Here is a 19,463-nt window from a genome sequence, read left to right on the forward strand (position 1 = left end):
GGGACTGAGGATGCGCGTACTTTTTTCGATGTTGTTGCTGGTCGGGTTTGCGGTGAGCGCGGCAGAACCGACTCAGACATTTACCGATGATTTGGGGCGCAAGGTTGTTGTGCCGGTTCATCCGAAACGGATTGTCTCGCTGCATGACCTGGATATCACCATCCCGCTCATTGAGCTTGGCGTACCGCCGGTAGCCAGCCACGGCCGTACGCGACCGGACGGCAGCCATTTTCTGCGCTCCAGCGGCATGCTAACGGGCGTCGATTTCGATAATTCCGACATCAAGTTTATCGGCACTGCGGATATCGACATTGAGGCCATCGCCGCTGCAAAACCGGATCTGATTATCACTGAGCCGACCCGCAACACGCCGGTGGAACAGCTGCAAAAAATTGCCCCGACGGTGAGCATCGATCATCTCGACGGCGGTGCGCCGGAAATCTACCGCAAGCTGGCGCAACTTACCGGCACGCAGGCGCGGCTGAAGATCCTGGAGCGCCGCTATAAGGAACAAATCAACGCGCTGAAAGCGACGGTGGATACCCGTAAAATTAGCGTATCAGTGATTCAGGCGAATCAGGGAAAGATTAACGCCATGCACAGCTACCACTCGTTGGGGCGTGTACTGCGTGATGCCGGGTTCACCTTCCCGCCGCTAATTGAGGCCATCCCGGAAGGGGGACGGATTGACGTCAGCGCCGAGCGCCTGCCGGAGCTGGATGCCGATTTCGTCTTCGCCACCTGGCGTGGGGATACGGGCGGTAAACCGCAGGACGAGCTGGCAGCGATGGAGGCGGTAATGCCTGGCTGGTGTCAGTTCCTGAACGCCTGCCGAACCGGACATTACGTGCTGATCTCGCGTGAAGAGGCCATCTCGAATTCCTTCGCGTCTTTAGGCCTGATGGCCGCTCAGGTGCAATCGCAGATCGCCGGGCGACCACTGCCGGAGGCATCACGGTGATCCGCAAAGAGAAAGGGCGCGTGGATGTCTACGGTGACCGCTTTCGTTCGCGTGCGCACCAGTTGACGCCGCGCGTGCTGCAGGTGGCAAGCTATATCAATGAGAACCGCGAAGCGGTGATGGAACAGACCGCAATGGAGATCGCGACGCAGTTGAAAACCTCGGATGCCACCGTCGTTCGCGCCATTCAGGCGCTGGGGTTTGCCGGGCTGCGCGATCTCAAACAGACGCTGGAACAGTGGTTTGGTCCAGTGGTCAGCTCCAGCGAAAAGATGTCTACCACGGTGAATACACTGACCAGCGATGTCAACGCGAGCATTGATTTTGTGCTGGAGGGACATCAGCACACCCTGGACGTGTTATCCGAACCCCACAACCGCTATGCGATGGCTCAGGCGGTCTCACTGCTGGCACAGGCGAGGCAGGTCGCGATTTTTGGTATCGGCGCATCGGGTATTCTGGCCGAGTACACCGCCAGGTTGTTCAGCCGTATGGGATTACCCGCCACACCGCTTAACCGCACAGGAATAGGGCTTGCCGAACAGCTCATCGCCCTTCAGCGCGGTGACGTGCTGGTGATGATGGCCCAGAAATCCGCGCACCGGGAGGGGCAAACCACGCTGCGTGAAGCAAAACGTCTCGGTATCCCGACTATCCTGCTGACCAACGCTCTGGACTCGCGTTTCAGTAAAGAGGCCAGCGTGGTGATCCACGTCCCGCGCGGCGGCGAAAAGGGCAAAATCCCACTTCATGGTACGGTACTGTTGTGTCTGGAGATGATTATTGTGTCCGTCGCCTCCACCGAGCCGCAGCGCACCATCAAATCAATGAAGCGGATCAACGAGTTTCATCGGGGATTAAAACCGGGGAAGAAAAGTAGCTAAAAACAAAGCCCGGTGGCGCTAGCGCTTACCGGGCCTGGGGGAAACTTAAACCCCTTGCTCCAGAATACGGATGTGGGTTTCCAGCACGTCACCCTTCACCGCGTCGCTCCACGCTTTCATGTGCGGGGTCTGCAGGTGCGCTTCAAGATGCGTGACGGTTTCCCACTGCTCAACCATGATGATCGAGTCCGGCGCGGTGGCCTGGAAGCTGGCGTCAGTGGAGGCATCCACCATTGGCGCGTAGCCATGGCAGCCTTCTTCTTTCAGTACGGTCGGGATAATTTTCGCGAACTGATCCAGCACCGCCTGACGGTGATGTTGACCTGGACGAGTACGGATTTCTGCGATAACGGTAAGCATGTTTACTACTCCTTTAATTCCAGGCTACCAGTTAAGCAAAAATTTCCGCGAGATGCTTGCGATATTCTGCGATATAGCGCGGGACATCAGGCATTTTAATCACGTCGTTGACGATAAAGGTTGGCAGCGGATCCATCCCCAGGAACTGGTTAGCCTTATGGAACGGCAGGTATGCGCCGTCAACGCCTACGCCTTCGAAAAACTGATCTTTCTCGGTGAAGGCTTCCAGCGGGGCGTTCCAGGTCAGTGACAGCATATATTTTTTGCCCTGAATCAGACCGCCTGAACCGTATTTTTTGGACGCGTCAGAGCGGGTGCGGCCATCGCTGGCATACAGAGAGCCGTGACCTTCAGTGAACACGTCATCCATGTATTTTTTCACGGTCCACGGCGCGCCCATCCACCAGCCCGGCATCTGCCAGATCACCACGTCAGCCCACAGGAAGTTCTGCACTTCGGCTTTCACGTCATAGTTGCTGTCTGCACGCACGACCTTAACATCATGCCCGGCGTCGCGCAGGAAACCGTCCGCGACCTCGGTCAGGGTGTCATTCAACTGGCCTTTAGAGTGCGCAAATTCTTTTGCACCGTTAATAATCAGAATATTGCTCATTATTTGTCCTCGATGATGAGAGTATGGCGGGTATTCTACGCGCGAGGACGGAGCGGAAAAATGAGCAAAATGTGCAAAGTCTTTTGCGCTAAATGCAATAATCCCTTACCAGCTGACCTTCACTTCAAAACCGCCTCCCGCCACATTGCTTAATGAAACACGCATACCGTGCAGGGCGGCGATACGCTTCACAATGGATAATCCGAGCCCGCTGCCCGTGGCATCCTGCCCCGGTGGTCGATAAAATCGCTCGCCGAGGCGCGCCAGCGCATCAGGCGAAATACCAGGGCCGTTGTCGCGTACAGTAAAGCTTCGGGTGTCCAGCGTCACGTCCACCACGCTGCCTCGCGGGCTATAACGAATGGCGTTATCCAGCAGGTTGCGAACAAGCAGGCTCAGGAGCAGCTGCTGACCCGTGCGTGTAACCTCTGGCGCATTGATGTTCAGCCGGATATCAATGCCTGCCTGTTGAGCGGGATGCCAGATATCCAGCACTGCCGACTGCAGTAAATCGGCAAGGGTAATCGGTTCGACATCGTCAAGATTATCCAGTGAATCCAGACGCGACAGCGTAAGAAGTTGATCCACCAGCCGGGACGCACGGTCAATACCCGCATGCAGTTGTGTGAGCGCTTTTGCCTGCGCCTGCGGATCGTCCGAGGAGAGCTGTGCCACGTCAGTTTGCACTTTCAGGGCCGCCAGTGGACTGCGTAATTCGTGGGCGGCATCGGAGGTAAAACGGCGCTCGCGGGTCATCATCTCCTGGGTGCGGGCGAACAGATGATTCAGCGAGTCGAGCAGGGGGCGCACTTCCGTGGGGACACCCTGAACCGTCAGCGGTTCGGTGGCATCTGGCGAGCGGGAGCGCAGGGTCTGCGCCAGTTTTTTCAGCGGCCTGAGTTCACGGCTTAACAGAAGGATTAGCAACAACAGCATCACGGGGAGCGCCACCAGCCACGGCGTAAGCTGCGAACTGACTATATCCAGCGCCATATCCTGCCGGTACTCCCACTCCTGGCCGATCACCACGCGGTACTTTCCGTCGGGGGAGGTCAGCCATAAAAAACGCCACTCGTCGTTGTCGCCCTGTAGCTGCCCGTTATCAAACCCGTCGCGGCGATAGTGGTACGGAATATCGCGCCCGTTTTCCCCGTCGTTCAGTATCATTTTGCCGTCGACGGTATAGATGGCGAAAGCCAGCGCGTCGTCATCCAGACGACCATGCTTCGCTTTCTTTGGGATCTCACGCATGCGCTCGGGGGCACGGATCTCATCAAGATCCATTGTCAGCAGCCGTTTGGCAAATAGCATTTGCTGGGTATCAAACAGCTTATCGAGCTTGTGTGTCGTCTGCTGCCAGGCGACCAGGCTGGCGGCAAACCAGGCCGTCAGAGAGAGCAGCAGGAAGAGAAGCGTCAGGCGAAGTTTCAGGCTCAGTTTCATGCGTCACCCAGGGTATAGCCGATGCCATGCACGGTGCGGATAAACTCGCTGCCAAGTTTACGGCGCAGATGATGGACGTGAACCTCGATGGCATTGCTGGAGACCTCATCGTCCCAGGTATACAGTTTTTCTTCGATCAGCTTACGCGGCAACACCCGGCCTGCATTACGCATCAGCAGCTCAAGCAGCGCGAATTCTTTGGGTTTGAGCGTCAGCGTTTCGCCGTCCAGCGTGGCGATGAGACGGGTCGGATCGAGCGTGACGTTGCCGTGGCGAAGCTCGCTGCGTGCCTGTCCATGGCTGCGGCGGACCAGTGCTTCGAGACGGGCACCGACCTCGATCAGGGCGAACGGCTTACAAAGGTAATCATCCGCGCCCAGACGCAGCCCTTCAACACGCTGGTTCAGTGCATCCCGCGCGGTCAGGATCAGCACCGGTTCGCTGCGCCCGCTTTCGCGCCAGCCACGCAGGATCTCAAGCCCGTCGATTTCCGGTAATGTCAGATCCAGCACCACGGCATCATACGGCGCGCTATACAGTGCTGCCTGACCCGTTTTTCCGTCGGTAAACCAGTCCACGCTAAAGCCCATTTTGCCTAAACCCGCTTTGATGCCATCGCCGATTAACCTGTCATCTTCTACCAGTAAAATGCGCATGTTCCCTCCTTGATGTCGTCAGTAAACCCTCTGTAAGCGCCTGCTGTACAGCAATAATAAATAAATTTTTCCCTTAAGAAGTTGTTAAGGATTACCCTGTTAAATGGACTGCGAAACCAGATTAAAGGGAGAGTTAATATGAAAAAATTCGCTGCAATTGCCGCCATCATGATGATGACCACTGCCCCTGTTTTTGCTGCACAGGGTGGATTTAACGGCCCGTCGGCCACACAAACCCAGACCCAAACGCAGGCAGGCGGCTTTGTCGATAATGACGCCAACCTCACCACCGCGGTGAAGGTGAAAGAGATGAAGGATGACAGCTGGGTGAAGCTGCGCGGGAACATCACCCAGCGCCTGTCCGACGATCGCTATACCTTCCGCGATGAGACCGGCACGGTCAACGTGGAGATTGACCACAAGCGCTGGAACGGCGTGACTGTAAGTCCACAGGATAAAGTGGAAATCCAGGGTAAGGTCGATAAAGAGTGGAACGACTTCGAAATCGACGTGAAGCAGGTTATTAAGCTGAACAAATAACCCGGAAAGGGCCGCATAAGCGGCCCTTTTTCTTTGTGACTCAACACGGCAGATAAGGTAGTATCTGCGGCAATATTGCCTGAAACCCTTCGGTTTCTGAGTTGAGGAATCACACGTAATGAGCGATATGGCAGAGCGCCTCGCGCTACATGAATTCACGGAAAACGCCTACCTGAACTACTCCATGTACGTCATCATGGACAGGGCGTTGCCGTTTATCGGGGATGGCCTGAAGCCTGTTCAGCGCCGCATCGTCTATGCGATGTCCGAGCTGGGGCTGAATGCCAGCGCCAAGTTCAAGAAATCCGCCCGTACCGTTGGTGATGTACTGGGTAAATACCATCCACACGGCGACAGCGCCTGTTATGAAGCGATGGTGTTGATGGCACAGCCGTTCTCTTACCGCTATCCACTGGTGGATGGCCAGGGGAACTGGGGGGCGCCGGACGATCCAAAATCCTTCGCAGCGATGCGTTATACCGAATCCCGTCTGTCTAAATATGCCGAAGTGCTGCTGGGCGAACTGGGTCAGGGAACCGTTGACTGGGTGCCAAACTTCGACGGCACGCTGCAGGAGCCGAAGATGCTGCCTGCGCGCCTGCCGAACATTCTGCTGAACGGCACCACCGGTATCGCGGTTGGTATGGCGACAGACATCCCGCCGCACAACCTGCGTGAAGTGGCGAAAGCCGCCATCACCCTGATTGAACAGCCGAAAACCTCGCTGGACGAGCTGCTGGATATTGTGCAGGGGCCGGACTATCCAACCGAAGCGGAGATCATCACCTCCCGCGCGGAAATCCGTAAAATCTACCAGAACGGTCGCGGCTCCGTGCGTATGCGCGCGGTGTGGACCAAAGAAGACGGTGCGGTGGTGATCACCGCGCTGCCGCATCAGGTCTCCGGCGCCAAAGTGCTGGAACAGATTGCCGCCCAGATGCGCAATAAGAAGCTGCCGATGGTGGACGATCTGCGCGACGAATCGGATCACGAGAACCCGACTCGTCTGGTGATCGTGCCGCGTTCCAACCGCGTGGACATGGAGCAGGTGATGAACCACCTGTTTGCCACCACCGATCTGGAAAAAAGCTACCGCATCAACCTGAACATGATTGGCCTCGACGGGCGTCCGGCGGTGAAAAACCTGCTGGAGATCCTCACCGAATGGCTGACCTTCCGCCGCGATACGGTACGCCGTCGTCTGAACCACCGTCTGGAGAAAGTGCTTAAGCGCCTGCATATCCTCGAAGGTTTGCTGGTGGCGTTCCTCAATATCGACGAAGTGATTGAGATCATTCGTACCGAGGACGAGCCTAAGCCTGCGCTGATGTCGCGCTTTGGCATCAGCGAAACCCAGGCCGAAGCGATCCTCGAACTGAAACTGCGCCATCTTGCCAAACTGGAAGAGATGAAGATCCGCGGTGAGCAGAGCGATCTGGAAAAAGAACGCGATCAGCTGCAGGCGATCCTCGCGTCCGAACGCAAGATGAACAACCTGCTGAAAAAAGAGCTGCAGGCCGATGCCGATGCTTTCGGCGACGACCGTCGTTCTCCGCTGCACGAGCGCGAAGAAGCGAAGGCGATGAACGAGCACGACATGCAGCCGTCCGAGCCGGTGACCATTGTCCTGTCGCAAAGCGGCTGGGTGCGTAGTGCTAAAGGCCACGACATCGACGCGCCAGGGCTGAGCTACAAAGCGGGCGACAGCTTCAAAGCCGCCGTGAAAGGGAAGAGCAACCAGCCGGTGGCGTTTATCGACTCTACGGGCCGTAGCTACGCGATTGACCCAATCACGCTGCCTTCCGCGCGCGGGCAGGGCGAGCCGCTCACCGGCAAGCTGACGCTGCCGCCGGGTGCCACGGTTGACCATATGCTGATGGAAGCCGACGAGCAGAAACTGCTGCTGGCGTCTGATGCCGGTTACGGTTTTATCTGTACCTTTAACGATCTTGTCTCGCGCAACCGTGCCGGTAAGGCGCTGATTAGCCTGCCGGATAACGCCCACGTTATGCCGCCGCTGGTGATTGAGAATGAGAGTGACATGCTGCTGGCGATCACCACCGCCGGGCGTATGCTGATGTTCCCGGTTAGCGATCTGCCTGAACTGTCAAAAGGCAAGGGTAACAAGATCATCAACATCCCGTCGGCGGAAGCAGCGAAGGGTGAAGATGGTCTCGCGCACCTCTTCCTTCTGCCGCCGCAGAGCACGCTGACCATTCATGTCGGTAAGCGTAAAATCAAACTTCGTCCGGAAGAGTTGCAGAAGGTCGTCGGTGAGCGCGGCCGTCGCGGTTCACTGATGCGTGGCCTGCAGCGTATTGACCGCGTGGAGATTGACTCTCCTGCACGCAGCACCGCAGGTGACAGCGAAGAGTAATGTCGTGATATCCCCCTCTGTCCGGAGGGGGAGTTTCAATAAAATTTCCCGTAAAATCGTTGTTAATTCGTGCGTTGCGATTAACAATACGCGCTCGTAATAAAGTCCTTACCTGGCCACAGGTGAAGTATAATTGTCAGCTGTTGGGGCTTCAGAGGTCGCTATGCTATACATTGTTCGTCTTATTCTTACCGTTATCTACTGCATTCTGGTCTGTATTTTCGGCTCTATTTATTGCCTGTTCAGCCCGCGTAATCCGAAGCATGTTGCCACCTTTGGTCATATGTTTGGTCGTCTTGCGCCGCTGTTTGGTCTGAAGGTTGAAAAACGTCTGCCGGAAGGCGCTGAGAATTTCGGTAATGCCATCTTTATCGCCAACCATCAGAACAACTACGATATGGTGACGGCCTCTAATATCGTTCTTCCACCAACCGTGACGGTGGGGAAAAAGAGCCTGCTGTGGATCCCGTTTTTCGGCCAGTTGTACTGGCTCACCGGTAACCTGCTGATCGACCGTAATAACCGTGCAAAAGCGCACAGCACTATTGCGGAAGTCGTGAATCATTTTAAAAAACGCAGAATATCCATCTGGATGTTCCCGGAAGGGACGCGCAGCCGTGGTCGTGGCCTGCTGCCGTTTAAAACTGGCGCGTTTCATGCCGCAATTGCGGCAGGTGTTCCAATTATTCCTGTGTGTGTTTCCAATACTTCTAATAAGATTAATCTTAATCGCCTGAATAATGGGTTGGTAATTGTCGAAATGCTGCCACCCGTCGATACCAGCAAATACGGTAAAGATCAGGTGCGTGAGCTGGCAGCACACTGCCGCGAGCTGATGGCTCAGCATATTGCGCTGCTCGACAAAGAAGTCGCAGAGAGAGAAGCCGCCGGTAAGATTTAATCCGGCGTTAAAGGGAAAACGAATTCCCGCGTTGTTAGTCGTTTCAGATGGAGCTTATATGTCACTCAGTCGGCGTCAGTTTATTCAGGCTTCAGGGATCGCCCTTTGTGCGGGTGCGATGCCGCTGACAGCCAGCGCCGCCGGGCAGCAACAGCCGCTGCCCATTCCGCCGTTAATTGAATCCCGTCGCGGACAACCGCTTTTCCTGACATTACAGCGCAGCCACTGGTCCTTTACCCAGGGGACGCGTGCGCCGGTATGGGGCATTAACGGGCGTTACCTTGGGCCGACCATACGCGTGTGGAATGGCGATGACGTTAAACTCATCTACAGTAACCGCACGTCCGAAAATGTTGCCATGACCATCAGCGGTTTACAGGTTCCTGGCCCGCTGATTGGCGGTGCGCCGAGGATGATGTCACCCAATGCTGACTGGGCGCCAGTGCTGCCCATTCGTCAGAGTGCGGCAACGCTGTGGTATCACGCCAATACCCCGAACCGCACTGCACAACAGGTGTATAACGGTCTGGCCGGGATGTGGCTGGTAGAAGATGAGGTCAGCAAATCCCTGCCGATCCCGAATCACTACGGTGTGGATGATTTCCCGATCATTATCCAGGACAAACGTCTGGATAATTTCGGTACGCCGGAATACAGCGAGCCGGGCAGCGGTGGCTTCGTCGGCGACACGCTGCTGGTCAATGGTGCGCAAAGCCCTTACGTTGAAGTCTCGCGTGGCTGGGTGCGTCTGCGTCTGCTCAACGCCTCAAACTCGCGCCGTTATCAGCTGAAAATGAGTGATGGCCGCGCGCTGCACGTGATCTCCGGTGACCAGGGCTTTTTACCTGCGCCGGTTTCCGTCAAACAACTGGCGCTGTCGCCGGGTGAACGTCGTGAAATTCTCATTGATATGACGAATGGGGATGAAGTGTCTGTCACCTGCGGTGAAGCGGCAAGTATTGTTGACCGTATTCGAGGGTTCTTTGAGCCGTCGAGCATTCTTGTTTCTACTCTGGTGCTGACCCTGCGCCCAACCGGTCTGCTGCCGTTGGTGACCGACAGCCTGCCCATGCGCCTGCTGCCGCAGGAGATCATGAGCGGTTCGCCAGTGCGCAGCCGCGATATCAGCCTGGGCGACGATCCGGGTATCAACGGTGCGCTGTGGGACGTCAACCGTATCGACATTACCGCGCAGCAGGGTAGTTGGGAGCGCTGGACCGTGCGTTCCGACATGCCGCAGTCGTTCCATATTGAAGGTGTGTCATTCCTGATCCGCAACGTGAACGGCGCGATGCCTTTCCCGGAAGACCGTGGCTGGAAAGACACCGTCTGGGTGGATGGTCAGGTCGAACTGCTTGTCTACTATGGTCAGCCTTCGTGGCCGCACTTCCCGTTCCTGTTCCACAGCCAGACGCTGGAGATGATGGACAGGGGGTCAGTGGGGCAGATGCTGGTCAACCCTGCGCCATAACCCCCCGACATTCCCGGTTCGCCGGGAATGTTTTATGCCCGCCAGAAAAAGCGCGAGAAGAGGATCAGCACCGGATAAATTTCCAGACGCCCTAAGATCATCGCTGCGCACATCAACAGCTTGGCCTCTTCTTTTAACGTCCCGAAGGTGGACGCGGTCTCGCCAAAACCCAGCCCCATGTTATTGATACAGGCAGCGACCGTTGCAAATGACGTAAACAGGTCGTAGCCCATCAGATTGAGCGTCCAGACAAAAAAGCCCGTAATCATCACGTAGAGGAAAAAGAAGCTCCATACCGAGCGCAGGACGCGTTCATTCACCACGCTTTTACCGACCTTGATACTCAGTAGCGCGCGCGGATGTGCAAGCTGATTCATTTCCTGAATACTCTGTTTGAACATGATCAGAAAACGCAGCGCTTTGATCCCGCCACAGGTCGATCCCACGCAGCCACCAAAAAAGCTGGCGCTCAACAGCAGGAAAATGGTGTGGGCAGGCCAGTGCGCATAATCGGCCGTCGAAAGGCCGTTATCGGTCATCATCGAACTGGCGAGGAAGAAAGCATGAACCAGGCTATCCGTCGCGTTGTACATCCCCGCATGCCAGACCTGCCAGGCGGTAATGACAATCACCACTGCGGCGGCACCCAGAAAGAATTTAACCTCCGGGCTGCGGCGAATCGGCTTCAGGGTGCGTCTGACAATCGCGACGTACCAGAGGGTGAAGTTGAACGCGGAGAGCAGCGAAAACGCGCCAGCGACGAGTTCAATCGCGTGGCTGTCGTAAAAACCAATGCTCTCGCTGCGGGTGGAGAATCCGCCCAATGACACGGTCGAAAGTCCGTGACAGATGGCGTCAAAAAAAGACATGCCCGCCAGCCAGTAGGCCAGGGTGCAGGCCGCGCCCAGCGCGAAGTAAGTTACCCACAGCGTGCGCGCGGTATCGGCAAGGCGGGGAGTCAGACGCTCCTCCTTGAACGGCCCCGGCATCTCTGACTGATACAGTTTCATGCCACCGATGCCCAGCAGCGGCAGGACCGCGACGGCCAACACGATGACGCCTAAGCCACCAATGAAATTCAGCTGGGCGCGGTAATATAGGTACGACTTAGGCAGGGCGCTGACGTCCCCGATTACCGTTGCACCGGTAGTGGTTATCCCGGAAACCCCTTCGAAGAGCGCGTCAGCAAAGGAAAGATGCAGACCATCGTCCATCCATAACGGCATGGCACTGATCAATGAAAACAGCAGCCAGAACAGCACGATAATCACAAACCCGTCGCGGGTGCGCAGCTGAATACCGGCATGACGGGTTGCCCTCCACGTCACTCCACCCAGGCTGAAAAATGTTAAAAAGGTGGTTAAAAACGCAAAGTAGGTCCGCTCTTTATTCAGCAGGGCGATGACCATTGGCGGCAGCATCGAAAGGCTGTACAGCAGAACCAGAAAACCGCAGAGGTGAAGGACAACCCGCAGCTGGGAAATGTGTAACGAATCGTTGGACTTCACAGCAGAACTCCGCGCAAGAACACGTTCCGGGGGCAAAACACCGGAAGATATAGTGGATATTATGATCCAAAATTAACAGGGCGCTGTATTTTAACGACTTCCAGGAATATCTGTCTGCTTCATGCATCCTTTTCTTCAAATGTGGCGGATGAACAGCGTATAATCCGGCTCCTTTTGTCTATTTTTTCTTCGGAAGCATTATGAGCGCAATTTCCCTGATCCAGCCGGATCGTGACCTCTTCTCCTGGCCCCAGTACTGGGCGGCCTGCTTTGGACCGGCGCCGTTCCTGCCGATGTCCCGGGAAGAGATGGACCAACTGGGCTGGGACAGCTGCGACATCATTCTGGTCACGGGCGATGCCTACGTTGACCATCCGAGCTTCGGCATGGCCATTTGTGGCCGCATGCTCGAAGCACAAGGCTTCCGCGTGGGGATCATCTCTCAGCCTGACTGGAACAGCAAAGACGACTTTATGCGTCTGGGTAAACCCAACCTGTTCTTCGGCGTAACCGCCGGCAACATGGATTCGATGATCAACCGCTATACCGCTGACCGTAAGCTGCGTCATGACGATGCCTATACCCCGGATAACGTGGCGGGTAAACGTCCGGACCGCGCCACCCTGGTGTATACCCAACGCTGTAAAGAAGCCTGGAAAGATGTGCCGGTGATCCTGGGCGGCATTGAAGCAAGTCTGCGCCGCACCGCGCACTACGATTACTGGTCAGATACCGTGCGCCGCTCGGTGCTGGTGGATTCTAAAGCCGACATGCTGATCTACGGTAACGGCGAGCGTCCGCTGGTGGAAGTCGCACACCGTCTGTCGCAGGGGGAACCGGTGAGCAGTATTCGCGACGTGCGTAACACCGCGATCATGGTGAAAGAGGCGCTGCCGGGCTGGAGCGGGGTCGATTCCCGTATTATTGACATGCCGGGCAAAATCGACCCTATCCCACATCCTTACGGCGAAGATCTGCCGTGTGCCGATAACAAGCCGGTTGAGCCGAAAAAAGCGGAAGCGAAGGCGATTGTTGTACAACCGCCACGCCCGAAACCGTGGGAAAAAACGTATGTACTGCTGCCGTCCTACGAGAAGGTAAAAGCTGACAAAGTGCTCTACGCGCATGCGTCGCGTATTCTGCACCATGAAACCAACCCGGGCTGTGCCCGCGCACTGCTGCAGAAACACGGCGAGCGCTATATCTGGATCAACCCGCCAGCGATCCCGCTGTCAACTGAAGAGATGGATAGCGTCTTTGCGCTGCCGTATAAGCGCGTGCCGCACCCGGCATATGGCAACGCCCGTATCCCGGCGTATGAGATGATCCGCTTCTCGATCAACATCATGCGCGGCTGCTTCGGCGGGTGCTCGTTCTGCTCTATTACCGAGCATGAAGGACGCATTATCCAGAGCCGCTCTGAAGATTCGATCATCAATGAGATCGAAGCCATTCGCGATACCGTACCGGGTTTTACTGGCGTGATCTCCGATCTTGGCGGCCCAACCGCCAACATGTACATGCTGCGCTGTAAGTCGCCGCGTGCAGAGCAAACCTGCCGTCGTCTCTCATGCGTCTATCCGGACATCTGCCAGCACATGGATACCAACCATGAGCCGACAATCAATCTCTATCGCCGCGCCCGCGACCTTAAAGGCATCAAGAAGATCCTCATCGCCTCCGGGGTACGTTACGACATCGCAGTGGAAGATCCGCGCTACATTAAAGAGCTGGCAACGCACCACGTTGGCGGCTATCTGAAGATTGCGCCGGAGCACACCGAAGAAGGCCCGCTGTCGAAAATGATGAAGCCGGGCATGGGCAGCTATGATCGCTTTAAACAGTTGTTCGATACCTACTCTAAGCAGGCAGGGAAAGAGCAGTACCTGATCCCTTACTTCATCTCTGCCCACCCGGGTACGCGCGATGAGGACATGGTGAACCTGGCGCTGTGGCTGAAACAGCGTCGCTTCCGTCTGGATCAGGTGCAGAACTTCTACCCGTCACCGCTCGCCAACTCGACGACCATGTATTACACCGGCAAGAACCCGCTGAGTAAGATTGGTTATAAGAGCGAAGACGTGGTGGTGCCAAAAGGGGATAAACAGCGCCGTCTGCACAAAGCGCTGCTGCGTTATCACGATCCGAAAAACTGGCCGCTGATCCGTCAGGCGCTGGAAGATATGGGTAAAAAGCACCTGATTGGCTCGCGTCGCGACTGTCTGGTACCGGCTCCTACCCTGGATGAAATGCGCGAGGCGCGTCGTCAGAATCGCAATACGCGCCCGGCGTTGACCAAGCACACACCGATCGTGCACCAGCGTTCAAACGGTGGGACGACGGCGAAGAAGCCAGCCAAACGTAAAGCGTAAAATAAAAACCCCGGCAAGCCGGGGTTTTTTTATCTATCCGCCAAACTGATCCGGGTCTGGCCCAAGCCGTTTGCCCTTATCCAGTTTCGCAATCTCACCCAACTCATCTTTGTCCAGGCGGAAATCCCAGACGTCGAAGTTCTCGGCGATGCGCGAAGGGGTGACCGATTTCGGGATCACCACCAGGCCGTTATCCAGATGCCAGCGAATCACAATCTGTGCTGGCGTCTTACCGTATTTATCCGCCAGGTCGCGAATAATTTTCTGATCAAATACGCCTTCACCACCCTGAGCCAGCGGGCTCCAGGATTCGGTCTGGATATTGTGGGTTGCGTTCCAGGCGTGAAGCTGGCGCTGCTGCATCAGCGGGTGCAGCTCGATCTGATTGATGACAGGAGCGATACCCGTCTCGTCGATCAGGCGCTGCAGATGGTGAACCTGGAAATTACAAACACCGATACTTTTCACCCGTCCCTCTTTTTGCAGCTCAATCATTCCTTTCCAGGCATCAACATAATGGTCGATAGCCGGAACAGGCCAGTGCATCAGCCAGAGATCGATGTAATCGAGCTGGAGCTTGTCCAGGCTCTCCTGCAGGGCTTCGCGGGGGCGCTTTTGATCGTCGTTCCACAGTTTAGTGGTAATGAAAAGGTCGTCGCGGGGCAGGCCAGCGCTGGCCAGTGCCTTACCCACACCGTCTTCGTTTTTGTACGCAGCGGCGGTATCAATCGACCTGTAGCCGACTTCCAGGGCTTTATGAATGGCGGAGACGACCTCGTCGTTACCGGCTTTCCATACGCCGAGCCCCAGTTGGGGCATCACGTTGCCGTCCTTCAGCCTGATTACGGTTTGGTTTGCCATTTTTCCTCCTTCAGGTGCGCATCGTCGGAGGGTTTCTCCGACGATGGGGTGTGCATTAAGTCTGGACGAAATGTCAAAAAACGAAAGTCGGGAGGACAAAAACGCTTAGCGTGCCGCTTCGTAGATACGACGGCTCACGTCCAGCGTGATGTCGCCGTGCTCACCCAGGTGAGTCATACCGTGTTCTTCCAGTTTCGCCAGCAGGGCAGGGATGGAGCTACCATCCAGGCCGTAGCCAGAGAGACGCGTTGGCACGCCCAGGCCTTCAAAGAAGTTGCGGGTCGCTTCGATGGCGGCATCAATACGCGCATCGTCAGAACCTTCGGTAATGTTCCACACGCGCTCGGCGTACTGCAGCAGTTTGGCGCGTTTGGTGTCACGTTTTTCGTTCCACAGCGCAGGCAGTACTACGGCCAGCGTCTGAGCGTGATCCAGACCGTGCATGGCCGTCAGTTCGTGGCCCAGCATATGGGTTGCCCAGTCCTGAGGCACACCCGCACCGATCAGGCCATTAAGCGCCTGCGTTGCCGCCCACATCACATTGGCGCGAACATCGTAGTTTTCTGGCTCTTTCAGCGCTTTCGGACCTTCTTCAACCAGCGTCAGCAAAATGCCTTCCGCGAAGCGATCCTGAATTTTGGCATCCACCGGGTAGGTCACGTACTGCTCAACGGTATGCACAAAGGCGTCGACCACACCGTTAGCCACCTGACGTGCAGGCAGGGTGTAGGTGTAAACCGGGTCGAGGATGGCGAACACAGGCTGAACGTGTTCGTTCATAAAGGCCTGTTTATCACCGGTGGTTTTGCGGGAGATCACGGCACCTTTGTTGGATTCAGAGCCTGTGGCTGGCAGAGTCAGTACCGAGCCCATCGGGATAGCGCTTTTCACATCGCTGCCACGGGTTTCCAGGATATGCCATGGGTCGATGCCGTCAGCGTAATGTGCCGCTGCGGCGATGAATTTGGTGCCGTCCAGCACTGAGCCACCGCCAACGGCCAGCAGGAAGGTGATGTTCTCTTCGCGGGCGATTTTCACTGCATTCATCAGCGTTTCGTAAGACGGGTTTGGCTCAATGCCGCCGAATTCACGCACGTCCAGACCTTCCAGGGCACTGTAAACCTGATCCAGCACGCCGGTTTTTTTCACGCTGCCGCCACCGTAGGTGATCAGTACGCGGGCGTCAGCAGGGATCTGTGCGCGCAACTCGGCAATAGCGCCTTTACCAAACAGAATGCGGGTTGGGGTGTGGAGATTAAAGTTGTTCATTGCTCGTTCCCTTATGTGGGTGAAAAATCGTGGTGGCGCAGAAGGCTACCTGATGCTGCACATTGTGGCTGTCCGGGGCTATCCTCTCAATGCACATTCCTGCCGATGTCTTGCCCATTTCTACAGAGCGCTGGAGAAAGCGCGGAAAAGCACGCACACTATCAACGTCGGAAACCGTACCCGGAGTAACGTAATATGAACCGTGAAGCGATCTGTCATCAGCTCACAATGCAGATTAAGAGACTGATAGATAATGAAAATGGTGTCAGCAATTTGCTGCCGGACATTCGCCTGCTCTACGGTACGCAACCCGGGACGCGCACGCCGGTCATGTATCAACCAGGCATCGTTTTTCTCTTTTCTGGCCATAAAATTGGCTATATCAATGAACGAGTCTTCCGTTACGACACCAATGAATACCTGCTGCTGACAGTACCTTTACCCTTTGAATGTGAAACTTTCGCGACAGAGGCCGTTCCGCTGGCGGGTATTCGCGTCAATGTCGATCTTCTTCAGTTGCAGGAGCTGCTGATGGAGATTGGCGAGGACGAGCTTTTCCAGCCGTCAATGGCGTCAAGTGGGATTAACTCGGCAACGCTATCAGAGGAGATCCTCTGTGCCATTGAACGCCTGCTGGACGTGATGGAAAGGCCGCTGGATGCACGTATTCTCGGCAAGCAGATTATCCGCGAAATTCTCTACCATGTACTGCTGGGGCCGGGTGGGGGGGCCTTACTCGCGCTGGTGAGCCGACAGACCCACTTCAGCCTGATAAGCCGCGTGCTCAAGCGTATTGAAAGTCAGTACACGGAAAACCTGAGCGTCGACCAGCTCGCGGCAGAAGCTAATATGAGTGTCTCGGCGTTTCACCATAATTTTAAGTCGGTGACCAGCACTTCACCGCTGCAGTATCTCAAAACCTACCGCCTGCATAAGGCGCGAATGCTGATGATCCACGATGGCATGAAGGCCAGCGCGGCGGCGATGAGGGTGGGCTATGAAAGTGCGTCGCAGTTCAGTCGGGAGTTTAAGCGCTACTTCGGCGTCACGCCGGGGGAAGATGCGTCACGTATAAGAACCATGCAGGGAGCGTGAAGGGGAAGCTTAGGCCGGGTAAGCGGTAGCGCCACCCGGCTTTTGTTTATGCACTGCAGTACTTTTTCTTAATCACTACCGCAATGGTCCCTACCAGCCCTGCCACCAGCAGGAAAATCGGCAGCACCATCAGGAAGGTCATCACCTGATCTTCGTGGTGTTTCACGAACGGGATCATATTCAGCGCGTAGCCGAGCGTCGTGACCACACCAACCCACAACAGGGCGCTCAGCCAGTTAAAGAACTGGAAGCGGCGGTTCGACAGACCAGAAATGCCCGCCATTGTTGGCAGCAGAGTACGAACAAACGCCAGAAAACGCCCTGCCAGCAGTGCCAGCAGGCCATGCCGATCAAACATGCAGGTCGCACGTTGATGATATTTATGCGGTAACTGGGCCAGCCAGCTTTTCACGACGCGCGTGTTCCCAAGCCAGCGGCCCTGCAAATAGCTCAGCCAGCAGCCCAGGCTGGCTGCGGAAGTGAGGATCACCATCGTTGGCGTGAAGTCCATGACGCCTTTGCCGATCAACGCCCCGGCAAGTAAAAGCAAACTGTCACCGGGTAAAAATGACGCTGGCAGTAATCCATTTTCCAGAAACAGAGTCGCGAACATCACGAAATAGACGATACCTAAGACGTGAGGGTCCGCCAGCGCGGCAAAATCGTGTTGCCAGAGCGCTGCGATAATATCTTGAATAACAGCCATGGACTTTCCTGTGGAACAGCAGATATAGAGCTATTGTACTCCTTTATTTGCGCTTCGGGTTTGATCCCGGGCGCAACTAATGCGGACTTTTCTGGTGGCAATGTTCACAAAAACGTCCAGGGAGTACATTTTCAGCCAGCACTCTACACGATACGTTCAAACCCTGCTGTTAAATCCGCGATTAAATCGTCAACATTTTCTAAACCGATATGCAGTCGGATCAGGGTTCCGCTGAAGTCCACTTCACCACCGGGACGCAAAGCCGCGATCTGCTCCGGTTGGTTTGGCAGGATCAGGGATTCAAAGCCGCCCCAGGAGTAGGCCATGCTGAAGAGGGTAAAATTATCCAGATAGTTTGCCAGTTCGTCATTATTCAGCCGTTTTTTAAGAACGAATGAGAACAAACCGCTACTCCCCGTAAAGTCCCGTTGCCAGTATTCATGACCTTTGCTGCCGGGCAACGCCGGATGGTTGACGCGCTCAACCTGCGGGTGTTGCGCCAGCCATTCGGCTATTTTCAGGCTGCTTTCGTGATGCTGACGCAGGCGCACGCTCAGCGTACGGAGCCCGCGGCTGGTCATGTAGGCGGTATCCGCATCCACCATTTGCCCCATCAGGTAGGCATTTTCACGCAGCTGATCCCAGCAGCGTGCATTGGATACCGCAGTGCCAATCATGCCGTCAGAATGGCCAATCAGGTATTTGGTCGCCGCCTGAATCGAGATATCAATGTCAAACTCCAGTGCTTTAAACAGCACGCCCGCCGCCCACGTGTTGTCGATCATGATGATCGCTTCTGGCGCTTTGCTGCGAACCGCTTTCACGATAGCCGGGACGTCGTGGACTTCCATGGTGAGTGACCCTGGAGATTCCAGGAACACGATACGCGTGTTTGGCTGAATAAGTTCTGCGATGCCTTCGCCGATCAGCGGGTCGAACCAACCGGTTGTTACGCCGAGCTTACTGAGGATTTTGGTGCAGAAGTCCTGGCTGGGTTCATAGGCGGTGTTGGTCATCAGGATATGATCGCCTTGTTCCACAAACGCCAGAATAGTATTGGCGACGGCTGCCGCCCCACACGGGAACAGCGCACAGCCCACGCCGCCTTCCAGTTCGCACATGGCCTCCTGGAGTGAAAAATGGGTTAGCGTGCCGCGACGACCATAAAAAAGTCCGCCTTTTGCGCGGTTACGCGTGGCGATTTTTTTCTCCTCAACGGTATCAAATACCAGTGAGGAGGCTCGTTGAATCACGCTATTGACCGATCCCTGGGTGTATTTTTTGCTGCGTCCTGCCTGTACCAGCGTGGTATCAAGATGCTTCTTTGTCATGTTCGCTAACCCTGTTTTTATACGTCTGGACGTCCAGACTACCACGATTGTAAAAAACTGCACCCGGATACTTATCGAATAAGCAGAAAATATTAGCAAAAAATCGCATAAGAAA

The 19,463-nt window shown here is 55.7% G+C and carries 17 protein-coding genes; 8 read left to right on the forward strand and 9 right to left on the reverse strand.

The window, feature by feature from the left end:
• Positions 1–10 precede the first annotated feature (10 nt).
• Positions 11–961, forward strand: a complete 951-nt coding sequence (locus AC0XWG_RS10635) for an iron-siderophore ABC transporter substrate-binding protein (RefSeq protein WP_128347234.1) — start codon at positions 11–13, stop codon at positions 959–961.
• Positions 958–1,845, forward strand: coding sequence for a MurR/RpiR family transcriptional regulator (locus AC0XWG_RS10640; protein ID WP_028017165.1), 888 nt, complete (start codon positions 958–960; stop codon positions 1,843–1,845). The genes AC0XWG_RS10635 and AC0XWG_RS10640 overlap by 4 nt, the downstream gene beginning before the upstream one ends.
• 45 nt (positions 1,846–1,890) lie before the next feature.
• Here the strand turns inward: AC0XWG_RS10640 and AC0XWG_RS10645 are convergent, their stop codons facing one another.
• The 4 genes from AC0XWG_RS10645 to qseB all read right to left on the reverse strand — a co-directional run bounded on the left by AC0XWG_RS10645 (position 1,891) and on the right by qseB (position 4,917).
• Complete coding sequence (locus AC0XWG_RS10645) at positions 1,891–2,205, reverse strand: putative quinol monooxygenase (RefSeq protein WP_128347235.1); 315 nt, start codon at positions 2,203–2,205, stop codon at positions 1,891–1,893.
• A gap of 31 nt (positions 2,206–2,236) precedes the next feature.
• Positions 2,237–2,818, reverse strand: a complete 582-nt coding sequence (locus tag AC0XWG_RS10650; protein ID WP_023616895.1) for an NAD(P)H-dependent oxidoreductase — start codon at positions 2,816–2,818, stop codon at positions 2,237–2,239.
• Between the two features lie 105 nt (positions 2,819–2,923).
• Positions 2,924–4,261: a quorum sensing histidine kinase QseC gene (qseC, locus tag AC0XWG_RS10655; protein WP_128347236.1), complete on the reverse strand. Its 1,338-nt coding sequence runs from the start codon at positions 4,259–4,261 to the stop codon at positions 2,924–2,926.
• Complete coding sequence (gene qseB, locus AC0XWG_RS10660) at positions 4,258–4,917, reverse strand: quorum sensing response regulator transcription factor QseB (RefSeq protein WP_028017168.1); 660 nt, start codon at positions 4,915–4,917, stop codon at positions 4,258–4,260. The genes qseC and qseB overlap by 4 nt, the downstream gene beginning before the upstream one ends.
• Positions 4,918–5,055: 138 nt before the next feature.
• On the opposite strand from qseB, the gene AC0XWG_RS10665 reads away from it, so the two are divergent.
• The 4 genes from AC0XWG_RS10665 to ftsP all read left to right on the forward strand — a co-directional run bounded on the left by AC0XWG_RS10665 (position 5,056) and on the right by ftsP (position 10,206).
• Positions 5,056–5,457 (forward strand): YgiW/YdeI family stress tolerance OB fold protein, encoded by a 402-nt coding sequence (locus AC0XWG_RS10665; RefSeq protein WP_108090468.1) that lies wholly within the window; start codon positions 5,056–5,058, stop codon positions 5,455–5,457.
• 118 nt (positions 5,458–5,575) lie between these two features.
• Positions 5,576–7,834 carry a DNA topoisomerase IV subunit A gene (gene parC / locus AC0XWG_RS10670; RefSeq protein WP_028017170.1) on the forward strand — a complete coding sequence of 753 codons (2,259 nt, stop codon included), beginning with the start codon at positions 5,576–5,578 and terminating at the stop codon, positions 7,832–7,834.
• A 163-nt stretch (positions 7,835–7,997) separates the two neighbouring features.
• Positions 7,998–8,735 (forward strand): 1-acylglycerol-3-phosphate O-acyltransferase, encoded by a 738-nt coding sequence (plsC, locus tag AC0XWG_RS10675; RefSeq protein ID WP_049005051.1) that lies wholly within the window; start codon positions 7,998–8,000, stop codon positions 8,733–8,735.
• A 58-nt stretch (positions 8,736–8,793) separates the two neighbouring features.
• A complete protein-coding gene (gene ftsP, locus AC0XWG_RS10680; RefSeq protein ID WP_028017172.1) occupies positions 8,794–10,206 on the forward strand; it encodes a cell division protein FtsP in 1,413 nt (470 codons plus the stop codon).
• A gap of 32 nt (positions 10,207–10,238) precedes the next feature.
• Here the strand turns inward: ftsP and AC0XWG_RS10685 are convergent, their stop codons facing one another.
• Positions 10,239–11,714, reverse strand: coding sequence for a TrkH family potassium uptake protein (locus AC0XWG_RS10685; protein ID WP_049005049.1), 1,476 nt, complete (start codon positions 11,712–11,714; stop codon positions 10,239–10,241).
• Positions 11,715–11,914: 200 nt separating this feature from the next.
• Here AC0XWG_RS10685 and AC0XWG_RS10690 point away from each other — a divergent pair, with 200 nt between their 5' ends.
• On the forward strand, positions 11,915–14,086 hold the full coding sequence (locus AC0XWG_RS10690) for a YgiQ family radical SAM protein (RefSeq protein ID WP_049005048.1): 2,172 nt from the start codon (positions 11,915–11,917) through the stop codon (positions 14,084–14,086).
• 33 nt (positions 14,087–14,119) lie between these two features.
• On the opposite strand, the gene dkgA is transcribed toward AC0XWG_RS10690, so the two are convergent.
• Both dkgA and yqhD read right to left on the reverse strand, forming a co-directional pair.
• Complete coding sequence (gene dkgA, locus AC0XWG_RS10695; protein ID WP_049005047.1) at positions 14,120–14,947, reverse strand: 2,5-didehydrogluconate reductase DkgA; 828 nt, start codon at positions 14,945–14,947, stop codon at positions 14,120–14,122.
• Between the two features lie 105 nt (positions 14,948–15,052).
• Positions 15,053–16,216 carry an alcohol dehydrogenase gene (gene yqhD, locus AC0XWG_RS10700; protein WP_028019645.1) on the reverse strand — a complete coding sequence of 388 codons (1,164 nt, stop codon included), beginning with the start codon at positions 16,214–16,216 and terminating at the stop codon, positions 15,053–15,055.
• A gap of 195 nt (positions 16,217–16,411) precedes the next feature.
• Between yqhD and AC0XWG_RS10705 the strand changes: the two genes are divergently transcribed.
• Complete coding sequence (locus tag AC0XWG_RS10705) at positions 16,412–17,311, forward strand: AraC family transcriptional regulator (protein ID WP_475680570.1); 900 nt, start codon at positions 16,412–16,414, stop codon at positions 17,309–17,311.
• Positions 17,312–17,357: 46 nt separating this feature from the next.
• Here the strand turns inward: AC0XWG_RS10705 and yghB are convergent, their stop codons facing one another.
• Both yghB and metC read right to left on the reverse strand, forming a co-directional pair.
• Positions 17,358–18,017 carry a DedA family general envelope maintenance protein YghB gene (gene yghB / locus AC0XWG_RS10710; protein WP_028019647.1) on the reverse strand — a complete coding sequence of 220 codons (660 nt, stop codon included), beginning with the start codon at positions 18,015–18,017 and terminating at the stop codon, positions 17,358–17,360.
• A 143-nt stretch (positions 18,018–18,160) separates the two neighbouring features.
• The gene (gene metC / locus AC0XWG_RS10715) at positions 18,161–19,348 is read right to left on the reverse strand and encodes a cystathionine beta-lyase (RefSeq protein WP_475680571.1); all 1,188 of its coding nucleotides are present in this window, start codon (positions 19,346–19,348) and stop codon (positions 18,161–18,163) included.
• Positions 19,349–19,463: the final 115 nt, after the last annotated feature.

The organism is Enterobacter sp. DVT3837, from assembly GCF_056238685.1.

Coding starts and splice junctions, on each gene's coding strand:
- qseB (WP_028017168.1), bottom strand. CDS start 4,917: ATGCGCATTTTACTGGTAGAAGATGACAGGTTAATCGGCGATGGCATC.
- metC (WP_475680571.1), bottom strand. CDS start 19,348: ATGACAAAGAAGCATCTTGATACCACGCTGGTACAGGCAGGACGCAGC.
- ftsP (WP_028017172.1), top strand. CDS start 8,794: ATGTCACTCAGTCGGCGTCAGTTTATTCAGGCTTCAGGGATCGCCCTT.
- AC0XWG_RS10705 (WP_475680570.1), top strand. CDS start 16,412: ATGAACCGTGAAGCGATCTGTCATCAGCTCACAATGCAGATTAAGAGA.
- yqhD (WP_028019645.1), bottom strand. CDS start 16,216: ATGAACAACTTTAATCTCCACACCCCAACCCGCATTCTGTTTGGTAAA.
- AC0XWG_RS10645 (WP_128347235.1), bottom strand. CDS start 2,205: ATGCTTACCGTTATCGCAGAAATCCGTACTCGTCCAGGTCAACATCAC.
- qseC (WP_128347236.1), bottom strand. CDS start 4,261: ATGAAACTGAGCCTGAAACTTCGCCTGACGCTTCTCTTCCTGCTGCTC.
- yghB (WP_028019647.1), bottom strand. CDS start 18,017: ATGGCTGTTATTCAAGATATTATCGCAGCGCTCTGGCAACACGATTTT.
- AC0XWG_RS10690 (WP_049005048.1), top strand. CDS start 11,915: ATGAGCGCAATTTCCCTGATCCAGCCGGATCGTGACCTCTTCTCCTGG.
- parC (WP_028017170.1), top strand. CDS start 5,576: ATGAGCGATATGGCAGAGCGCCTCGCGCTACATGAATTCACGGAAAAC.
- AC0XWG_RS10635 (WP_128347234.1), top strand. CDS start 11: ATGCGCGTACTTTTTTCGATGTTGTTGCTGGTCGGGTTTGCGGTGAGC.
- dkgA (WP_049005047.1), bottom strand. CDS start 14,947: ATGGCAAACCAAACCGTAATCAGGCTGAAGGACGGCAACGTGATGCCC.
- plsC (WP_049005051.1), top strand. CDS start 7,998: ATGCTATACATTGTTCGTCTTATTCTTACCGTTATCTACTGCATTCTG.
- AC0XWG_RS10650 (WP_023616895.1), bottom strand. CDS start 2,818: ATGAGCAATATTCTGATTATTAACGGTGCAAAAGAATTTGCGCACTCT.
- AC0XWG_RS10665 (WP_108090468.1), top strand. CDS start 5,056: ATGAAAAAATTCGCTGCAATTGCCGCCATCATGATGATGACCACTGCC.